Raw genomic sequence first — 17,282 nt, forward strand, 5'->3', positions numbered from 1 at the left:
TAATTTATATAAACACATTCGCTTTTCGTTGTTTTAAGTCCTTTTTAGGATTTGTTAATAGATGTTTTAATTAAAGTTTATAAAATAGGCAAACGAAACGTTGAAATGTTTACTTTTTATATGTTAAGATGATGTAGTGATAATAAACGTTATTGTAATTTGTTTGTTTTTTAAGTAAACCTTTTAAAGGAGTGTTTAGTATGAGTGATATTTCAGAGAAGTTTTGGGATGCGTCGGTAGAGGAATTAAAGAAAGGGTATGTATTTGACGAGACAGCAGAGGAGTATATTTGTTTAGCTTGTGGAGAAACGTTTATTAAAGGGGTTATTTATCAAGAAAATCAAGTTTTGTATGAAGCAGAGAAGTTTGTACAGTTGCATATTCAAAATGAGCATACGTCTATGTTTGATTATTTATTAAATCTTGATAAGAAGTTTACAGGTTTAACTGATTTGCAAAAGAAAATGGTTCAGTTTTTCCATATGGGACTTAACGATAAAGAGATTGTAAAAGAAATGGATGGCGGGAGCACGTCGACGATTCGCAATCATCGATTTACATTACGAGAGAAAATGAAGCAAGCGAAAGTATTTTTAGCGTTAATGGAATTGTCAGAGGAAAAATCAAAAGTTCAAACTAAATTTGTACCGATTCATAGAACAGCTACGATGGTGGATGATCGATACAATATTACAGAGGAAGAAAATGCTGAAGTTTTAACAGCGCATTTTACAGAAGGTTTGGATGGACCGCTTTCTAAATTTCCGAAAAAGCAAAAGCGTAAATTAATTATATTGCGTCATTTAGTGAAGAAATTTGATAGCAATGAAAAGTATACGGAAAAAGAAGTAAATACAGTTTTAGAAAATGTATATCCGGATTTTGTAACTTTAAGAAGATATTTAATCGAGTATGGTTTTTTAGATAGAACAGCTGATGGAAGCCAATATTGGGTGAAGTTATAAGTGTGAAGCAAAGAAAATGAATAGAAGCACAGAATAAAAACAACTATACAAAGAGATATGGATTGAAATATGTAGCGCATTATAAATACAAAAAAATGTATGATGAACTTGAAGCATCAGAGGTCTCAAAAAGAAAGGGACTGGGCATTTCAATATCGAAAGTAGAATTGGAAAAGTTGGAACAGTACGGAGCGCACGGATATAACCGTGCAGAAATTAATAAAAGGAGAAATGAAATTTGAAACCACCTACAGATAACAATAAAGAAGGTGTAGAGTCACAGCAGTCAGAAACGGAACATAAGCCGATATGGAAATCGATGTCCATGTTTTTAGTGCCGTTACTTTTAAGTAATGTATTACAGTCAGTTGGACAGTTATTTGGAATGGTAGTAGTAGGAAGATGGCTTGGCGTAAATGATCTAGCAGCTATATCGGCATTCTTCCCGTTATTTTTCCTGCTCGTTTCATTTGTAATTGGAATTGGTTCTGGTAGTTCAATTTTAATTGGTCAGGCATTTGGTGCTAAGAATGAAGAGCGTTTAAAAGCTATCGTTGGTACGACGCTTACGTTTACTTTTATTATCGGAGTCGTGTTGGCGATAATAGGTAGTATTTTTGCGATGGATATTATGCGCCTTATGGGAACGCCAGAAAATATTATTGGAATAAGTGTGCATTACGCAAGAATTTTATTTATATCTATGCCAGTATTATTTTTATATTTTGCATACACAACATTTATGAGAGGTACAGGAGATTCTAAAACGCCATTTTACTTTTTAATCGTAAGTACAGCGCTAAATATGATCTTATTACCAATTCTTATTTTTGGCTGGTTAGGAGCTCCGAAATTAGATGTTTATGGAGCAGCGTATGCTTCTGTTATATCCACAGTTATTACGTTTATTGTCATGCTAGTGTATTTAAAGAAGAAAAATCATCCACTACAATTAGACGGGACAGTAAGAAAATATCTTCGTATGGACTGGGAGTTATTAAAGTTATTGTTACGACTTGGTATTCCAGCGAGTATTAATATGATATTAGTTTCATTATCAGAAATTGCAGTAATTGCATTTGTGAATCGCTATGGATCAGATGCAACAGCGGCGTATGGTGTTGTGAACCAAGTTGCAAGTTATGTACAAATGCCGGCAGTTAGTCTCGGCATTACCGTATCAATTTTTGCGGCGCAATCAATTGGTGCGAACCAATTTGATCGATTACAGAAAGTTGTTAAGGCCGGAATCATCATGAATTATATTATTGGTGGTGTATTAATATCTCTTATTTACTTGTTCTCAAGAGATATTTTAGCACTATTTTTAACAAGTCAAAATACAATTGACATTGCTCATAGTCTAATCATGATTACATTATGGAGCTACTTAATTTTCGGTCATGCGCAAATTATTAGTGCGACAATGCGAGCAAGTGGTACAGTACTATGGCCAACTGTAATCAGTGTTGTATCAATTTGGCTTGTTGAAGTACCTGTGGCGTATTATCTTTCTTACCATACGAGCCTTGGAATAGAAGGGATATGGATTGGATATCCAGCTGCATTCATCGTCAGCTTAATATTACAGTATGCGTATTATAAGCTTTCATGGCAGAAGAAACGAATTACACGATTAGTGAGTTAAAAGATGAAAATGTCCCTAAGTCATTATACTTAGGGACATTTTTCGTTAATGAATGCTTATAAATAACTTTTTAAAGTTATGTCAAAATGTTGTCTAATGAGTTTTCCATTATTCATATAAAACTCCCAAGCTGTATCTGGCTCACCGATAATTTCAAATGAACCTTCTGTAATATATAAAGCGCAATTATCTTCTAATGCAATGCCTTCTATATTACCTTGGTGAGTTTGTAAAAACGTATGGAAGGCATTCATTCTATTTAATTGATTGTAATGGGGGCAAAATCTTTTGTTAACAATACCCCAGCCACTACTTTCTATATAACCGGAACCTTCATAATCTGAACGAATGCTAGATGTGAACCAGCACATAGCACCGGCACTATATCCTGCAATAAGTGTTCCACGTTTTAAAGCAAATAGTAACTTTTCATCTAGTTTATGTTCTTTCCATTGTTCAAGCATATGAACGTAATTTCCACCGCCAAGGTAAATTAAATCGGCAGAATGAATCATCTCATCTATTTCATATTTAGTAGGTGTTTCAGTTGAAATGCGTAAAATTTGAACCTCACAATGTAATTGCTTTTCAAATGTTGCTAAAAATAACTTTATATACCCTTCATCATCACGACTAGCTGTAGGAATGAATAATACTTTTGGGTATTGTTTATTCGTTAATTCTATAAGTCGTTCATTAATATGCAAGTGATTTGGATCTTGTAAATCACCGCCACCAATGACAGCTAATTTCATAGTAAAGCACCACCTAATAATATTTGTTATGTAAAAATTCGATAGTGGGGAGTTACATTCCTTCTGTGATTTAATGAATAAGGGGAAATAAAGTGAACAATATATTGGAATAGCATAAGGAGTCGATAGCTGTGGATAGAAAGGAATTAGAAGCAGTTTATCCCGCTATTTGCGGGCAGTAAGATTCCCACCTCAAAATTCGGCTGGAGCAAAGCAGTTAGGTGGGGGTCGGGCTTCCCGTAAACGCCCGATTGGTGAAGGCTAATAATCAGTGGGGGATGAACAAAACCCCCACTGATTAAAGTTTCACTGTATTGATATATAATACTGGATAATATTGTTTTAAAGTATGGAAACAATATGTTTAAATGAATATAACGGCGTACTAATTAATATTGAAAGAGTGTTTATATTTAAAAAGTGCGGGAAATACCAGAGGTTTTACAAAAGTGGTTTTTACTTTTTATAGGAAGTTATTTTATAATATGGTAAAATTATATTAATATATTTATTAGCGTAGAATGAAAAGTGGGAGCGTGAAAGAGTGGATTTTCGATTTGAGTTCGCAGCGAAGGTAAAAGAATATTTAGATGATGAAAAAGATGAAAAAATAATAAAAGAGGGGCACAGAGAGATAATTTATAAATATTTATATCCGTTAGAGAGTGAAATTGGAATTTTTAAAAATCCTAACTTTACTTTTTTTGCATCAGGAAGACGTTCACATATAGTATTAGAAAATATTGAATTTAAAACAGAAGTAAACGTAGAAAGTAATATAATTGAAATTACAAAAATAGTGGATAATGTGGTGATTCCATTAGATACTATCGTAGCTAAAGATCGGGAATTATTTGCACTCGGGCGTAATGAGAAGTTTAGTGTGCAAATATTAGAGTATTATCTCTTTGCTACATTTGGAGAGAAGTTAGGTTTACAATGAATGGAACGGAGTACAGATTTATAATTAGTGGATATTAGTTTATATTATTCGAGTTTGACCTTTCATTTAATTTATACTACAATCTGTAGTGTGGAAGGAGCTGTACTATGTTTACTCAAAACTATAAGTTAAATGAGCAAGGGTTAAATCACTTCTTTGGACCGCTTGAAGCGAAAATTATGGAGATTGTTTGGTCTACTGAGGGTATTGCGATTAAAGAAGTGCAGCAGAAATTAAGTGAAGAATCGCCTGTGAATTTTAATACTGTTATGACAGTTATGAACAGGTTAGTAGAGAAATTACACTTAGAAAAACAGACTGTGAAAAGAAGTGGCATATATCGTGCTGTACAAACAAAAGAAGAATTCTTATCCAATCAAACGAAGAAAATGACACAGGAATTAATGGGGGAGTTTGGAGATTTAGTTGTAAATCATATGCTAGATGAGTTAGAGCAGGCTGATCCGACTTTAATAAAAAAATTAGAAGACAAATTGAGTCAATTAAAAAAAGAGGATCGATAAAATGAAATGGCAAATGCGTAAAATCGTATTGTTAGCAGTAATTGTAAGTACTCTCTTTTTCAGCATGTTAGTGTATTATGTTTCATATCCATTTCTTTTTCAAAATAAGGCGTTCTTTCTTTCAAAACTTTGCTTGTTTGAATTAGAAAAACATATGAAAGAACTATCGCTGATTCGTATTATAATAGCTGGATTATTATTACTTACTGTATTGATAGTGTGCAAAAGACTTTGGCGGCAATTTTTCTATAGTAAAAAATTGCAAAAAGTAATTTTCCCTTTCATTAGAAAAGGAAAACAAATATATATACTGCCGACTATGGAAGTTACAGCATTTACAATTGGATTATTTCGTCCGAAAGTTGTTATGTCAGAAGGAATACTTCAGACGTTTTCAGAAGAAGAAATTGATGCGATTGTATTCCATGAAGAATATCATCAAAACAATCTGGATCCGCTAAAATTATTTTGTTTTACGTTGTTAGCAGAGGGAATGATGTATATTCCGATATTAAAAGGGTTGCTACAACGATATCATACGTATCAAGAGTTAGCAGCAGATAAATATGCGATGCAAAAAATGAAATCTTCATTTGAGCTAGGTAGTGCATTATTAAAATTAATTAAAATAAAGACGATGGAAAATCAATGTATTACAGCTTCGTTTGCGAAAACTGCAATTAATTTATGGATTGAGCAAGTGTTGAATGAGAAAGCTATTAAGCTGAATATACCATTACATACGAATTCAGTATATGTAACGTTAGGGTTATTTTGTATGTCGATTGTACTTATTGTTGGAGAGTGCATATAGCCTCTTTTTTTTAATAATTAACACTACGTTTTGTAGTGTGTTTGGGAGGAATAAAATGAATGCGGCGGATTTAACAATTTGGCTAGTAGTAGGGGCGGGGGTACTTTCATTTATATCTCCATGTTCTTTACCGCTATATCCATCTTATTTATCATATATTACAGGTGTTTCTATTCAAGATTTAAAAGAAAATCGTGGGATTATGCAAAAGTCAGCGATTATACATACAGTATTTTTTATGATCGGTTTCTCGGTTATTTTTTATGCGTTAGGTTTATCAGTAAGCTGGATTGGGATCACTTTTTCATCTAATCAAAGGTTGATTCAGCAGATTGGTGGGATATTTATTATTTTGATGGGGCTATTTATGACTGGATTGATTCAGCCTAAGTGGCTTATGGCAGAGAAAAAAGTACAATATAGAAGTAAATCGACAGGATATATTCGCTCAGTTTTGGTCGGCATGACATATGCAGCGGGATGGACACCATGTGTTGGACCGATATTTTCAGCTGTACTCATGCTCGGTGCGACCAATCCTGAAAGTGCGCTTCTGTATATTACAGCGTACACTCTTGGATTTGCAGTTCCGTTTTTCGTGATGGCATTTTTTATCGGAAAGGTAAAATGGATTGTTACATATGCCAACGTCATGATGAAAATTGGCGGTGGAATGATGATACTAACAGGGGTTTTATTATATACAAATCAAATGACGAAAATTACAGCATTCTTTATTCGTATATTTGGTGGATTTACAGGATTTTAGAAATGAGGAGGAAGAAAAGTGAAGAAACTAATTGCTATTATACTGGCCGGGGCATTAATTTGGGCAGGGGTTAATTTTTATAATACAAAGAAAGAAGAAAAAGAAAGAAAAGCGAAACAAGCGGAGTTACAAGAGAAAGAAGTATTACCACAAGTGGGATTTAAAGCACCAAACATAACATTAAAAGGATTAGATGGGAAGCTGTATTCGTTAAATGATGCAAAGGGAAAACCATATATTATTAATTTTTGGGCATCATGGTGTGGCCCATGTGAAATGGAGGCTCCTGATTTAGTTCGTTTGTATGATACATATAAAAAGGATGTTGAAATCTTTGCGGTAAATGCAACAATTGGGGATCCAGTACAAGAAGCAAGCGCATTTGCAGATCGTCACGGATTTAAATTTCCTGTTCTATTAGATATGGATGGAGTAGCTGGAATAGATTATAAAGTATTCTCTTTACCAACGACATTTTTTGTTAATAAAGATGGTATTATAGTAGATCAAGCACGAGGGGTATTACCTCCAGATCAATTAGAAGAGAAGTTTAAGAAAATAATTGAGAATTAAAAGGGGATTTCATAGTGATGGAGTGGATGGTGAGGTTACAACCAGTATCGCTTATAATAGGAAGTCTATTTGGGTTTATTTTGATGAAACTCAAAATGAAGTATCAAAATGTACCATATGAAAAAATGATGGATGCAGTAACGAATGGTTTTCTTATCGTTGTATTTGTATGGAAATTTGCACCGGCAATTTTAAATCCAGTATGGGCTTTTGGATCGCCATTGCAAGCATTATTAGCTGTAGGAAGTATTCAGCATATTATAGTAGGTTGCGTAATTGCTAGTATATACATTGTTTTGAAAAGTAAAAAGGAGCAATTTTCTCTTCGGATTTTACTTGATACATTACCTTTTGGATTGTGTGTGGGTATTATCTTTTATTTTCTATTCCATCAAGAAGTAGGTATACAAACGACACTCCCATGGGGGATGAAAATATATGAATCAAAATTTTTGTATCATCCTATTTTCATGTATGAGATTATACTCGCACTGGGTATAATTGGTTCGTTATGGATTAAAAGTGAAAGATTAGGAAGTGGAAAGAATATAAGCTTCTTTTTAATTTTCGAGGGAATTGTTCATATCATTATTTCACTTATTAATGAACAAAATTCAGTTCTATTTGGTCTTTCAATACAGCAAATACTCAGTTTTTTTGTTATTAGTTTAGGGATTTTGTTAGTACCAAAAAAATAAAAATAGCCATGTACGGAGAGCATCCTCCATGCATGGCTATTTTTGTATCATCACATGAATTAAAAAATCGGCGGAGTAACAGAAAATAAAACAATCGCATTTTTCTCGAATTGATTTACCCATTTATGTTTTAAATAAGCTGGTATTTTTACGCTATCACCAGTTTCTAATGTGTACTCTTCTTCATTTAAGTGCAATGTGATTTTCCCGTCTAATACAAATGCTAGTTCTTCTCCTTTATGTTCTAGAACATTTTCTGATGAAGCAGTATTTGGAGGAACAGTCATAATTGCTGTTGCTAAATTTCCTGTGAAATCGGGTGATAGCATTTCATATGATAAATTATCGATAATCATTTTCTTACGTTTATGAGAGCGTACGATTAAATCATCTGTATTTGTTTCTTCTAGTAAAAAGCTAAACGTTGGAACATCAAGTGCTTTTGCGAGTACTTTTAATGTTTGAATAGAAGGGTTAGCAGAACCACGTTCAATTTGACTTAACATAGATGGCGTGATTTCGGCCATATTTGCTAGTTCTTTACTAGTTAAACCTTTTGCTTTTCTTTGCTTTTCAATTTTTTTGCCAATATCTATATTTTCCATAGAAGATTCTCCTTAATGATTATTTAATTTAATTTAAATAAATTAAATTAAAATTAACTAAAACTGTATTTTATGTTAAACTATATTAAAATTAATTATAATTTATTGTATGACGAGCTACAAGGATATGAGGAGGAAACAGAATGAAGGAAATAGGGGAATTAAAAGCAGAGTACCCATTAGTTAACAAGCTTATTGCAACAGAAGAAATATTTTGGATAAACCCGAATATAGAAAATTATGAAACAGCGATAAAGGGTTCACCACTAAATGAAGAAAATGTAAAAGATGCGGAAGAGAGGTTAAAGCGCTTTGCATCATATATTGCAAAAGTTTTTCCTGAGACGAAAGAGACGAGCGGTATTATAGAATCACCTTTAGTGAAAATACCTGCTATGAAGCAGTCTTTAGAGAAGAAATACGGGCAATCCATACTAGGAGAATTATTATTAAAGTGTGATAGTCAACTTCCGATATCAGGATCAATTAAAGCTAGGGGCGGCATTTATGAAGTGTTGAAACATGCTGAGCAATTGGCACTTCAGCATGGAATGTTAACAGAGGAAGATGATTATTCAATTTTAGATAGTGATAGATTTAGAGGTTTTTTTGCGAAGTATTCAATTGCAGTAGGTTCTACTGGAAATTTAGGGCTTAGCATCGGTATTATGAGTGCGAAATTAGGTTTCAATGTGACGGTTCATATGTCAGCAGACGCCAAAGAATGGAAAAAAGATTTATTAAGAAGTAAAAATGTAAATGTTATTGAATATGAAGCTGATTATAGTAAAGCAGTAGAGGAAGGAAGACTGCAAGCAGAAGCTGATCCTAGCTGTTATTTTGTAGATGATGAAAATTCACATGATTTATTTTTAGGATATGCAGTAGCAGCGTCTCGTTTACAAAAACAATTAGAAGGGTTAGAGATTGTAGTAGATGAAGAACACCCTTTATTCGTTTATCTTCCGTGTGGGGTAGGTGGTGGGCCTGGCGGAGTAGCATTCGGCTTAAAGTTATTGTACAAAGACAATGTGCATTGTTTCTTTGCTGAACCGACACATTCCCCGTGTATGTTACTCGGTTTAATGACAGGGCTTCACGATAAAATTGCCGTTCAAGATATCGGTATTGATAATGTAACAGATGCGGATGGGCTTGCAGTAGGAAGACCGTCTGGATTTGTCGGTAAAACGATGGAACCATTTTTGAGTGGAAATTACACAGTAAGTGATGAAGAGTTGTATAGATTATTAAAAGAACTGGCTGATAATGAAAATATTTATTTAGAGCCTTCGGCGTTAGCGGGTATGATAGGACCGTTGAATGTATGTAAAGCTGAAAATGAGTATTTACAAAAACAACAGTTAACAGAGAAGGTGAAGAAAGGTACTCATATTGTGTGGGGAACTGGTGGGAGTATGGTTCCAGAAGATGTGATGAGTGGTTATTATAAAAAAGGTTCGGAATTAACGAAAGCAGAGTAAGGAAGAATGAGGCGATTTAAAGCCTCATTTTTTCATGTACATAAAAATCTTTGTTATTTTCACATTAGTTCTTTATAGTATAGTTATAAAGGATTATTCATATCGATTAAATATAATAAAAAAGCGTTATTTTACATAATAAGAGGATGTGTATACGATGTCATTGCAGACTAAATATATAGCGGGTATTTCGCTTGGGGTTATGGGCGTAGGTTTTGCGGCTTCTATCCCTTTTCAAGGAACGGTAGCTGGGGAGATTATTCAAGGGGGATTTGAAGCTGGGTTAGTTGGTGGACTTGCGGATTGGTTTGCGGTTACAGCTTTATTCCGTCATCCGTTGGGGATCCCAATTCCGCATACAGCTTTATTACCTAAAAATCGGAAGAGGGTAACAAAGGGGCTCGTTTCTACGTTAGAAAATGAATGGCTGACGAAAGAAAGTATTACAAGTAAAGTAAAAGAAATGCAGCTAGCACAAATGGTACTGGAAATTGCTGAGAAAGAGTTACAATCAGACGCTGTGAAAAAAGGAATTGTAACAATTGCTGAGAAAGCGATTCTTCAAATAGACACAGAAAAATTAGCTGTTATTATTGAAAAAGAATTAAAAACGTATTTGCATACAATTAACACAAGCAACATATTACAAGTGCTTGTTGATCAATTAGTGGTGCAAGAATATGATGAAAAAACACTTGATTACATATTAGTAAAGGTGAAAGATTGGACAGCTCAAGATGAAGCACGTTATCAGCTAGGAAGCTTAGGTATGAAGGCGATGGAAAACATAAAAGTAGATGGATTCCTGCAGTTTACTTTGAAATCATTTATGAATATTGTAGATGAAGATAAAATTGGCGGCATTTTGCAGAAGTTTATCATTAGCAATATTAACAGTTTGCAAGATGCTGATAATAGCACAAGACAACTTATATTAGCGAAGATTCGTCAAGAAATTATAAATGTAAAGGAAAATGAATCTTTATTACAGGAATTAGAGAATTGGAAAGAAAAATGGATTGCAAATTGGGATGCTACTGACAAAATAAAAGAGATGCTAGAGCAAGTACAGAGTAGGGCAGTTACCTTTGTGAAGAATGAAGAATTTGCCGATAAATATGTTGTTCCATTCTTACAAACACAAATGAATAAAATAAAAGAAGACGAACTGACTGTTCAAAAAATAGAAGATTGGTTACAAAAACAAGTTGTTACTATTGTTGAAAAAAACCATTCAAAAATTGGAAAGCTTGTGCAAGAAAACCTTGATAAGTTAGATGATAAAACATTAATCGAAATGATTGAAAACAATGTCGGTAAAGATTTACAGTGGATTCGTGTGAACGGGGCTGTTTGTGGTTTTATGATTGGATTAGTTTTAGAAGGAATAAAAGCGATTATATGAGAAAAACCTTCCGCAATTGCGGAAGGTTTTTCTTATTTTTCAATAACGCTCATATTTAAATTATAAGCTTTCTCAATATTTAACTTGTACGTGCCATTTCCAGTTTTAATTGAATTTTTATACCAATGTTCTTGGCTGTTTAATTTTGGATGTTCTTCTGAAGAATTATTTTCTTTTTTCGTTAAATCTTCTACTTGTTCCCAAGGTGTACTTCCATGTGTTTCTTTTTGATTCGTTACTGCTGTTAAAGATACATCACTCTCTTTTGCAAGATGGATAGACACTCTTGAGCTTTCCTGTACAAGCCAATTATTTTGTAATTGACCTGGATAAAGAGATAGTTCGTTATTTGAAGCACGGATTTCCACATTTTTATTTTGCGGAAGAACAAGCGTTTGTTTCACCTGTGGTGCTGAATTAAATAACGTATGCTGAACAGGTAATGATTTTAAAGTGATATACATCGTTTCTCCAGCCGTTTGAACTGAAAGGAAATCATCTCGTTTTAAATTGAGTTTTTCATTTGCTTTCGTCGTCATTTCATAAGTTCCCAAAAGATGAATTTGATTTGTATTATTTCCCTCTATCGTTAGAGGTTGATGACCTGCATCTACTACGATTTTTTTGATAGATTCAGGTATATCAAATTGTCCGTCTGGAATATTACTCGTTTGTCTCGTTGTGTTAATAGAGTGACGAACTTCTTCTAGTAATCCAGTTGATAATAAACAGTAAAAAGCAATTCCGACGCTTCCTAAAACGCCGATAAAGAAAATGCTAAAAATATCATATTTAATAAATGATTGTTCCTTCTTAGAAAATAAAAGGTATAGTAAAATTTCAGCGCCAAGTATGATAAGTAAAACAGGCCACCAGGCTGTTAATGTATCTAATGCTTGAACTCCTTTTACGACTGAAAATAGTAAAAAGCAACCTAATAAAATAATTGAAATTCCCATCGAGAATGTTCCAACGCGCCATGTTCTCATTCGTTTGTACCACCTTTGTTTTCTTTATTTCCAAGTAACAATTTAAAGCCGCCACCAATTAAAAGGAGAGCAACGATAGATGTTTGGAAATAGCGATAATATAGTTCGCTAAGATGAATATTAAATATAGTTACAAAATAATCATTCAAAATAGGAAGGACTGTTTGATTTAATAAATAATAACCACCGAGTGTAATTAAACCGATACCGATCCATCTTTGATGATTGATAAAATAGTCGATGATAGGTTCGTCATGTACGCGTTCTTTTCCGTATTTCGCTGTTTGCTGTAATGTGTCAAAAAAGCTATAAAACCAAATGATTGGTACTAAAAATAAAAACGCAGAGAGTCTTAATAAATCAAGTAAATAAATGGATAGTAAAAAGGCTGCCATAAGCTGAAGACCGCGGCGTTGTAAGCCTAAATACATATGTCCTGCTCCAGGAAACATCGCTAAAATAGAAGCAAATGTTTTACTTTTCTTTCCTTGTTCTCGGTGCTCTTCAAAGTCTTCAAAAATAGTACGATCAACTAATTGCTCGCCACGTTCTTTTTTCTGTAGTTGCTGAACAACATCGAAGAAATTATAAATCCATAAAACAGGTAAGGTAATAAGGAAGATAAGGAAACTTCCTTGAGATGTTAATAATGTCACAAATATAATCATGCTGCCTAAGCCTGCGCAAGCGACTAAAAATGTAAGACCTCGTTGCATAAGCCCTAATTGGAAATGACCAAGTCCAGGGATGATTGATAGGAGAATGATATAAAATCGTTCGCTCTCTTTAGAGGACTCTGTAAATTCTCCGGCAGCATGTTTTTTCGATTGGTTAATAATAGTGATAACTAAATCTAATAAATTGATCGCCCATAACACGACTAGTAAAAATAGAGAAAGAAAAGCAATATCACGCGATCCTAACGCTATTGTACAAAATGCTGCAAAGATAAATAGAAATAAAGCCCCTCCGCTATATAAAATAAACCGCCCAAATTTCTTTAAATATAAATGTCCAAGCCCGGGAATTAGCCCTAATACAAGTGCTAAAAAGGGATTTTTATTCATGCTTTGAACCTCCGTCCTTTTTTGATGTGTCTACCGATTTGTTTACAATTTGTTGTGAGATAGAAGACTCGTTATGTTTTGAAGATTTCTCGAAATTTGATGTCGCTGTGAAAATATACTGGAATAAACCACTTACCATAAAAATAATTGTAGCTGCAGTCGCAATTATGTAGTGAATAATTGTGCGCTTTAGTGAGTTTGTTTTTATATTTTCATTAGGCTGTAACGTTTCAAAATTAATTTGCGTCATAACTTCGTTCGTAAATGAATCATCATTTATCATTGGAAGGTTTTCGTGTTGTTCATCAATACTTTCCATATAAAGTGCTAAACAATGATCACATTCATAAAGGTGTTCTTCCATAGATTCACGTTCATTGCTTTCTAAAAAGTCTAATGTATAATTGCGCCAATCATCTTTTGAATAATGCATCATAGAAACTCTTCCTCCTTCCAATGTTTTTTAATCCATTTTCTTGCCCGGTACAGTTTCATTTCGACCGTTTTCACTTCGATGTTTTCCTGGAAAGCAATTTCTTGATAACTTTTTTCCTCTAAGTAATGCGCGAGAACGACGTCACGGTAATTGTCGGGAAGTTCTCTTAGTTTTTGAGCAATGAGTAATTTTTGCTCTTTCGTCAATAGTAAAGCTTCAATGTTATGAGAGGATTTTATATTTTCCTCTGTTTCTTTACATAAGGAGAGTTCTTCGTTTTCTCTAGCTTTCTTTCTCTTATAATCAATAGCGTGATTGGTGGCAATACGTGCCATCCACGTTTTTAATCCGCGAAATTGATAATTTGGGAGAGAGGTGTGAATTTTTACGAATACTTCTTGTGTAACATCTTTAGCATCTTCTTCATGTCTTAAAATAGAAAAGATAACTTGGAAAATATAATGACGATATGTTTGCACAAGGATACGAAAGGCATGCTCGCTTCCTTGTTGTGCTTTTTCGATTAATTGTTTTTCTTCAATTGTGCTCTCCCTCCTTTTGACGCATTCTATTATATAGACGTAAAAAACAATAAGTCACCCTACACATGTTATAAAAAAAGAATAATATATTTTTAGAGAAGGTGCTATATGAAAAAGGTGTGAAAAAATGGTAGGGAGAAGTATATAATGAGCAAGTAGGAAATGCTACGTGAAGAAAGGATGTGAATGTTAGTAGGGGGATGTCCATACTAACAAGCATGAAAATTAAAATATTAATAGCAGATGATAATTCTTTTATTAGAGAAGGCATGAAAATTATTTTAAATACATACGAAGAGTTCGAAGTATTAGATACTGTAAATGATGGAAAAGAAGCTGTAGCGTATTGTAAAAAGCATGAAGTTGATATTGCCCTTTTAGATGTTCGTATGCCGAATATGAACGGGGTAGAGGCGACGAAGTTAATTTGTGAAGAGACGAAAACGAAACCGCTTATTTTAACGACTTTTGATGATGATGAATATATTTTGGATGCAGTAAAAAATGGGGCGAAAGGCTATTTATTAAAAAATAATGATCCGGAGCGTATTCGTGATGCAATAAAAGGAGTATATAATGGCCAAACTGTTATGCAAGATGTTGTACTTGATAAAATTAAAAGTAATTTACTTGAAAATAAAGAAGCAGAATCTAAAATAGATAAGAGCCTTTTCACAGAAAGGGAGCTTAGTATTATCGCATTAATCGCAAAAGGATTTTCTAATAAAGAAATTTCGAAGCAACTTTTCATATCAGAAGGAACAATTGCAAATTATATTACATCAGTTTTAGGAAAAACTGGACTGGAACATCGCACGCAAATTGCAATTTATTACTTAACAGGGAAAGTAGATTAATGATATGGAATTTTGGTTAACTGTAAGTAAATTAATTGTCTTTTTATATATAGTGTTCAGCTACATTCATTTAAATGTTACGAACTTACCATGGATTATACTTACTTTGCTTATATATCTTTCTATAAATGTGATGATTTCTATATTGAAAAAAGATACGTACAATAAGATTTTAATCTGCGTATCAGTTGGCGTAGTTATGTTATTTACGTGGAGGGTTCATCCGTTTTTTATTTTGTTTTTACCTTTGAACTTATATGAAATTGCAAATTATTATATAGAAAAGAAATGGTTAATCTTTTTTATTATGGTCCTTCCTATTATTTTTATAGGTGAAGGTATTCAAATGACGTATGGACTTATTAGTGTATTTTGTTTTTTTTCCTTAACGATAGCTCACCGCTATATAGCGCGATTATTAAAACTCGAAATGCAAAATGATAAAATGAGAAAAGACATACAAAGACTTACGAAAAGTTTAAATGAAAATAAAGATTACATAAGGCAATCAGAATACACATTTAAGTTAGAGGAGAGAAATCGATTATCTCAAGAAATTCATGATAAAATTGGTCACTCGATGACGGGTGCACTTATTCAAATGGAAGCAGCAAAGAGATTAATGGAAATAGATAAAGTGAAATCTGCTGAGTTATTACAAAATGCAATTCATATTTCGAAAGATGGGATTGAAAGCATTCGGATTACATTAAAAAATATGAAGCCACCAACAGAGCAAATTGGCATTCATCGTATGAAATTGTTCATAGAGGAATTTGCCGGTAAGCATGATGTAAACATTCCTTTCGTATATAAAGGAAACTTAGATATGATTTCTCCAATTCAGTGGAAGATTATCGGTGAAAATGTTACGGAGGCGTTAACAAATACGATGAAATATGCTGAAGCGACAGTCATCTCAATAGATATTCATGTACTTAACAAGGTGGTTAAAGTACAAGTGAAGGATAACGGTAAGGGGGCAGCTCTTGTTAAAAAAGGCCTTGGTATTATGGGGATGGAGGAGCGAACTGCGTCTGTAAACGGTAAAATTATTGTAGATGGGACAAGTGGTTTTTCAGTAACAATGTTGTTGCCGATATAAGGGAATGGGGCGAGGATGAATCATCTCATATGAAAAAAGTGAATAATCTCATGTGAAAAGAATGAACTTCTGCACTGAGCAGGTTCATTCTTTTTGTTTATAATAAAAGCAGAGAAACCGAAATAGGGGTGAAATGATGAACACATTGGAAATTAAAAATTTAACGAAAAAATTTGGTGATTTCATCGCGGTAGATAATATGTCTTTATCTATTAAAGAAGGAGAAATATTTGGATTTTTAGGGTCGAATGGTGCTGGTAAGAGTACAACAATTAATATGATTGCTGGCTTGTTAAGAAGTAATGAAGGTGAAATTAGCATACTAGGAAAAAATATAAAGAAACATAATCGATTTGCGAAAATGAACATCGGTATTGTTCCGCAAGATATTGCGATTTATGAAGAGCTAACTGCCTATGAAAATGTGAAATTCTTTGCCGGATTGTACGGATTGAGAGGTGCTGAACTAAAAGCGAGAGTAGAGGAAGCACTTCAATTTGTGGGGCTTAGTGATAAACATAAAAGTTACCCGAAAAACTTTTCTGGCGGGATGAAAAGAAGGCTGAATATCGCTTGTGCAATCGCTCATAGACCGAAGTTAATTATTATGGATGAACCGACAGTTGGAATCGATCCGCAGTCAAGAAATTATATTCTTCAGTCTGTCCGAAAACTAAATGAAATGGGAAGTACAATTATTTATACGAGTCACTACATGGAAGAGGTAGAAGAAATTTGTACGAAAATTGCAATTGTTGATCACGGTAAAGTGATTGCAGAAGGAACGAAAGAACAGTTAAAAGCGATTATTACCGATACGAAAGACATTTGGATTGAAGTGAAGTCAGTAGAAAATCTAGACGTTGAAAAATTAAAAGAGATAAACGGTGTGAAAGCTGTTCAAATTGAAGAGAACGTAATCAAAGTAAATTCTGATGCAGGATTAAATAATTTAAATAAAATTATTCAACACTTTATTAATCATGATATTGAAATTCGTTCATTAGAAGAGCAGGCTCCGAATTTAGAAACAGTATTCCTTACATTGACCGGAAGAAACTTACGAGATAAATAAAGTGATTGTAAGAATAGGAAAAGGGAGG

General features: G+C 33.5%; 20 protein-coding genes. 14 read left to right on the forward strand and 6 right to left on the reverse strand.

The window, feature by feature from the left end; all coding sequences use genetic code 11:
- Positions 1 to 200: 200 nt before the first annotated feature.
- The 3 genes from KPL75_RS22795 to KPL75_RS22805 all read left to right on the forward strand — a co-directional run bounded on the left by KPL75_RS22795 (position 201) and on the right by KPL75_RS22805 (position 2,613).
- Positions 201 to 965, forward strand: a complete 765-nt coding sequence (locus tag KPL75_RS22795) for a DUF2087 domain-containing protein (RefSeq protein WP_219917892.1) — start codon at positions 201 to 203, stop codon at positions 963 to 965.
- A 62-nt stretch (positions 966 to 1,027) separates the two neighbouring features.
- Complete coding sequence (locus tag KPL75_RS22800; RefSeq protein WP_219917893.1) at positions 1,028 to 1,207, forward strand: hypothetical protein; 180 nt, start codon at positions 1,028 to 1,030, stop codon at positions 1,205 to 1,207.
- Positions 1,204 to 2,613 (forward strand): MATE family efflux transporter, encoded by a 1,410-nt coding sequence (locus KPL75_RS22805; RefSeq protein WP_219917894.1) that lies wholly within the window; start codon positions 1,204 to 1,206, stop codon positions 2,611 to 2,613. Before KPL75_RS22800 ends, KPL75_RS22805 begins: the two co-directional genes overlap by 4 nt.
- Before the next feature lie 56 nt (positions 2,614 to 2,669).
- On the opposite strand, the gene KPL75_RS22810 is transcribed toward KPL75_RS22805, so the two are convergent.
- Entirely contained in the window at positions 2,670 to 3,368 is a 699-nt protein-coding gene (locus KPL75_RS22810) for a peptidase E (protein ID WP_219917895.1), read from the reverse strand.
- Between the two features lie 544 nt (positions 3,369 to 3,912).
- Between KPL75_RS22810 and KPL75_RS22815 the strand changes: the two genes are divergently transcribed.
- The 6 genes from KPL75_RS22815 to KPL75_RS22840 all read left to right on the forward strand — a co-directional run bounded on the left by KPL75_RS22815 (position 3,913) and on the right by KPL75_RS22840 (position 7,689).
- Positions 3,913 to 4,311, forward strand: coding sequence for a DUF3942 family protein (locus KPL75_RS22815; RefSeq protein WP_219917896.1), 399 nt, complete (start codon positions 3,913 to 3,915; stop codon positions 4,309 to 4,311).
- Between the two features lie 107 nt (positions 4,312 to 4,418).
- Positions 4,419 to 4,835, forward strand: a complete 417-nt coding sequence (locus tag KPL75_RS22820; protein WP_002149004.1) for a BlaI/MecI/CopY family transcriptional regulator — start codon at positions 4,419 to 4,421, stop codon at positions 4,833 to 4,835.
- A 1-nt stretch (position 4,836) separates the two neighbouring features.
- The gene (locus KPL75_RS22825) at positions 4,837 to 5,649 is read left to right on the forward strand and encodes a M56 family metallopeptidase (RefSeq protein ID WP_219917897.1); all 813 of its coding nucleotides are present in this window, start codon (positions 4,837 to 4,839) and stop codon (positions 5,647 to 5,649) included.
- A 55-nt stretch (positions 5,650 to 5,704) separates the two neighbouring features.
- The gene (ccdA, locus tag KPL75_RS22830) at positions 5,705 to 6,418 is read left to right on the forward strand and encodes a cytochrome c biogenesis CcdA family protein (protein WP_219917898.1); all 714 of its coding nucleotides are present in this window, start codon (positions 5,705 to 5,707) and stop codon (positions 6,416 to 6,418) included.
- A gap of 18 nt (positions 6,419 to 6,436) precedes the next feature.
- On the forward strand, positions 6,437 to 6,991 hold the full coding sequence (locus KPL75_RS22835; protein ID WP_219917899.1) for a TlpA family protein disulfide reductase: 555 nt from the start codon (positions 6,437 to 6,439) through the stop codon (positions 6,989 to 6,991).
- 14 nt (positions 6,992 to 7,005) lie between these two features.
- Complete coding sequence (locus KPL75_RS22840) at positions 7,006 to 7,689, forward strand: prolipoprotein diacylglyceryl transferase family protein (RefSeq protein WP_219917900.1); 684 nt, start codon at positions 7,006 to 7,008, stop codon at positions 7,687 to 7,689.
- A gap of 59 nt (positions 7,690 to 7,748) precedes the next feature.
- Here the strand turns inward: KPL75_RS22840 and KPL75_RS22845 are convergent, their stop codons facing one another.
- Positions 7,749 to 8,294, reverse strand: coding sequence for a helix-turn-helix domain-containing protein (locus KPL75_RS22845; RefSeq protein WP_002148990.1), 546 nt, complete (start codon positions 8,292 to 8,294; stop codon positions 7,749 to 7,751).
- A 143-nt stretch (positions 8,295 to 8,437) separates the two neighbouring features.
- Here KPL75_RS22845 and KPL75_RS22850 point away from each other — a divergent pair, with 143 nt between their 5' ends.
- Entirely contained in the window at positions 8,438 to 9,778 is a 1,341-nt protein-coding gene (locus tag KPL75_RS22850) for a D-serine ammonia-lyase (protein ID WP_219917901.1), read from the forward strand.
- A 157-nt stretch (positions 9,779 to 9,935) separates the two neighbouring features.
- Entirely contained in the window at positions 9,936 to 11,183 is a 1,248-nt protein-coding gene (locus KPL75_RS22855) for a DUF445 domain-containing protein (RefSeq protein WP_219917902.1), read from the forward strand.
- A 32-nt stretch (positions 11,184 to 11,215) separates the two neighbouring features.
- Here the strand turns inward: KPL75_RS22855 and exsE are convergent, their stop codons facing one another.
- The 4 genes from exsE to KPL75_RS22875 are packed head-to-tail and all read right to left on the reverse strand — an operon-like array spanning position 11,216 to position 14,154.
- Positions 11,216 to 12,172, reverse strand: a complete 957-nt coding sequence (gene exsE, locus KPL75_RS22860; RefSeq protein ID WP_219917903.1) for an exosporium protein ExsE — start codon at positions 12,170 to 12,172, stop codon at positions 11,216 to 11,218.
- The gene (locus tag KPL75_RS22865) at positions 12,169 to 13,239 is read right to left on the reverse strand and encodes a hypothetical protein (RefSeq protein WP_219917904.1); all 1,071 of its coding nucleotides are present in this window, start codon (positions 13,237 to 13,239) and stop codon (positions 12,169 to 12,171) included. The genes exsE and KPL75_RS22865 overlap by 4 nt, the downstream gene beginning before the upstream one ends.
- Positions 13,232 to 13,675, reverse strand: coding sequence for a hypothetical protein (locus KPL75_RS22870; protein ID WP_193657577.1), 444 nt, complete (start codon positions 13,673 to 13,675; stop codon positions 13,232 to 13,234). The genes KPL75_RS22865 and KPL75_RS22870 overlap by 8 nt, the downstream gene beginning before the upstream one ends.
- Complete coding sequence (locus KPL75_RS22875; RefSeq protein WP_002148981.1) at positions 13,672 to 14,154, reverse strand: RNA polymerase sigma factor; 483 nt, start codon at positions 14,152 to 14,154, stop codon at positions 13,672 to 13,674. Before KPL75_RS22875 ends, KPL75_RS22870 begins: the two co-directional genes overlap by 4 nt.
- 281 nt (positions 14,155 to 14,435) lie before the next feature.
- On the opposite strand from KPL75_RS22875, the gene KPL75_RS22880 reads away from it, so the two are divergent.
- The 3 genes from KPL75_RS22880 (at position 14,436) to KPL75_RS22890 (ending at position 17,254) form a co-directional block, all read left to right on the forward strand.
- A complete protein-coding gene (locus KPL75_RS22880) occupies positions 14,436 to 15,074 on the forward strand; it encodes a response regulator transcription factor (protein WP_050551477.1) in 639 nt (212 codons plus the stop codon).
- A gap of 4 nt (positions 15,075 to 15,078) precedes the next feature.
- Positions 15,079 to 16,179, forward strand: coding sequence for a sensor histidine kinase (locus KPL75_RS22885; RefSeq protein WP_219917905.1), 1,101 nt, complete (start codon positions 15,079 to 15,081; stop codon positions 16,177 to 16,179).
- A gap of 136 nt (positions 16,180 to 16,315) precedes the next feature.
- Positions 16,316 to 17,254 carry an ABC transporter ATP-binding protein gene (locus tag KPL75_RS22890; protein WP_002148977.1) on the forward strand — a complete coding sequence of 313 codons (939 nt, stop codon included), beginning with the start codon at positions 16,316 to 16,318 and terminating at the stop codon, positions 17,252 to 17,254.
- The last annotated feature ends 28 nt before the right edge of the window (positions 17,255 to 17,282 follow it).

Origin of the sequence: Bacillus sp. NP247 (genome assembly GCF_018966865.1) — a bacterium.
Classification (GTDB): Bacteria; Bacillota; Bacilli; order Bacillales; family Bacillaceae_G; genus Bacillus_A.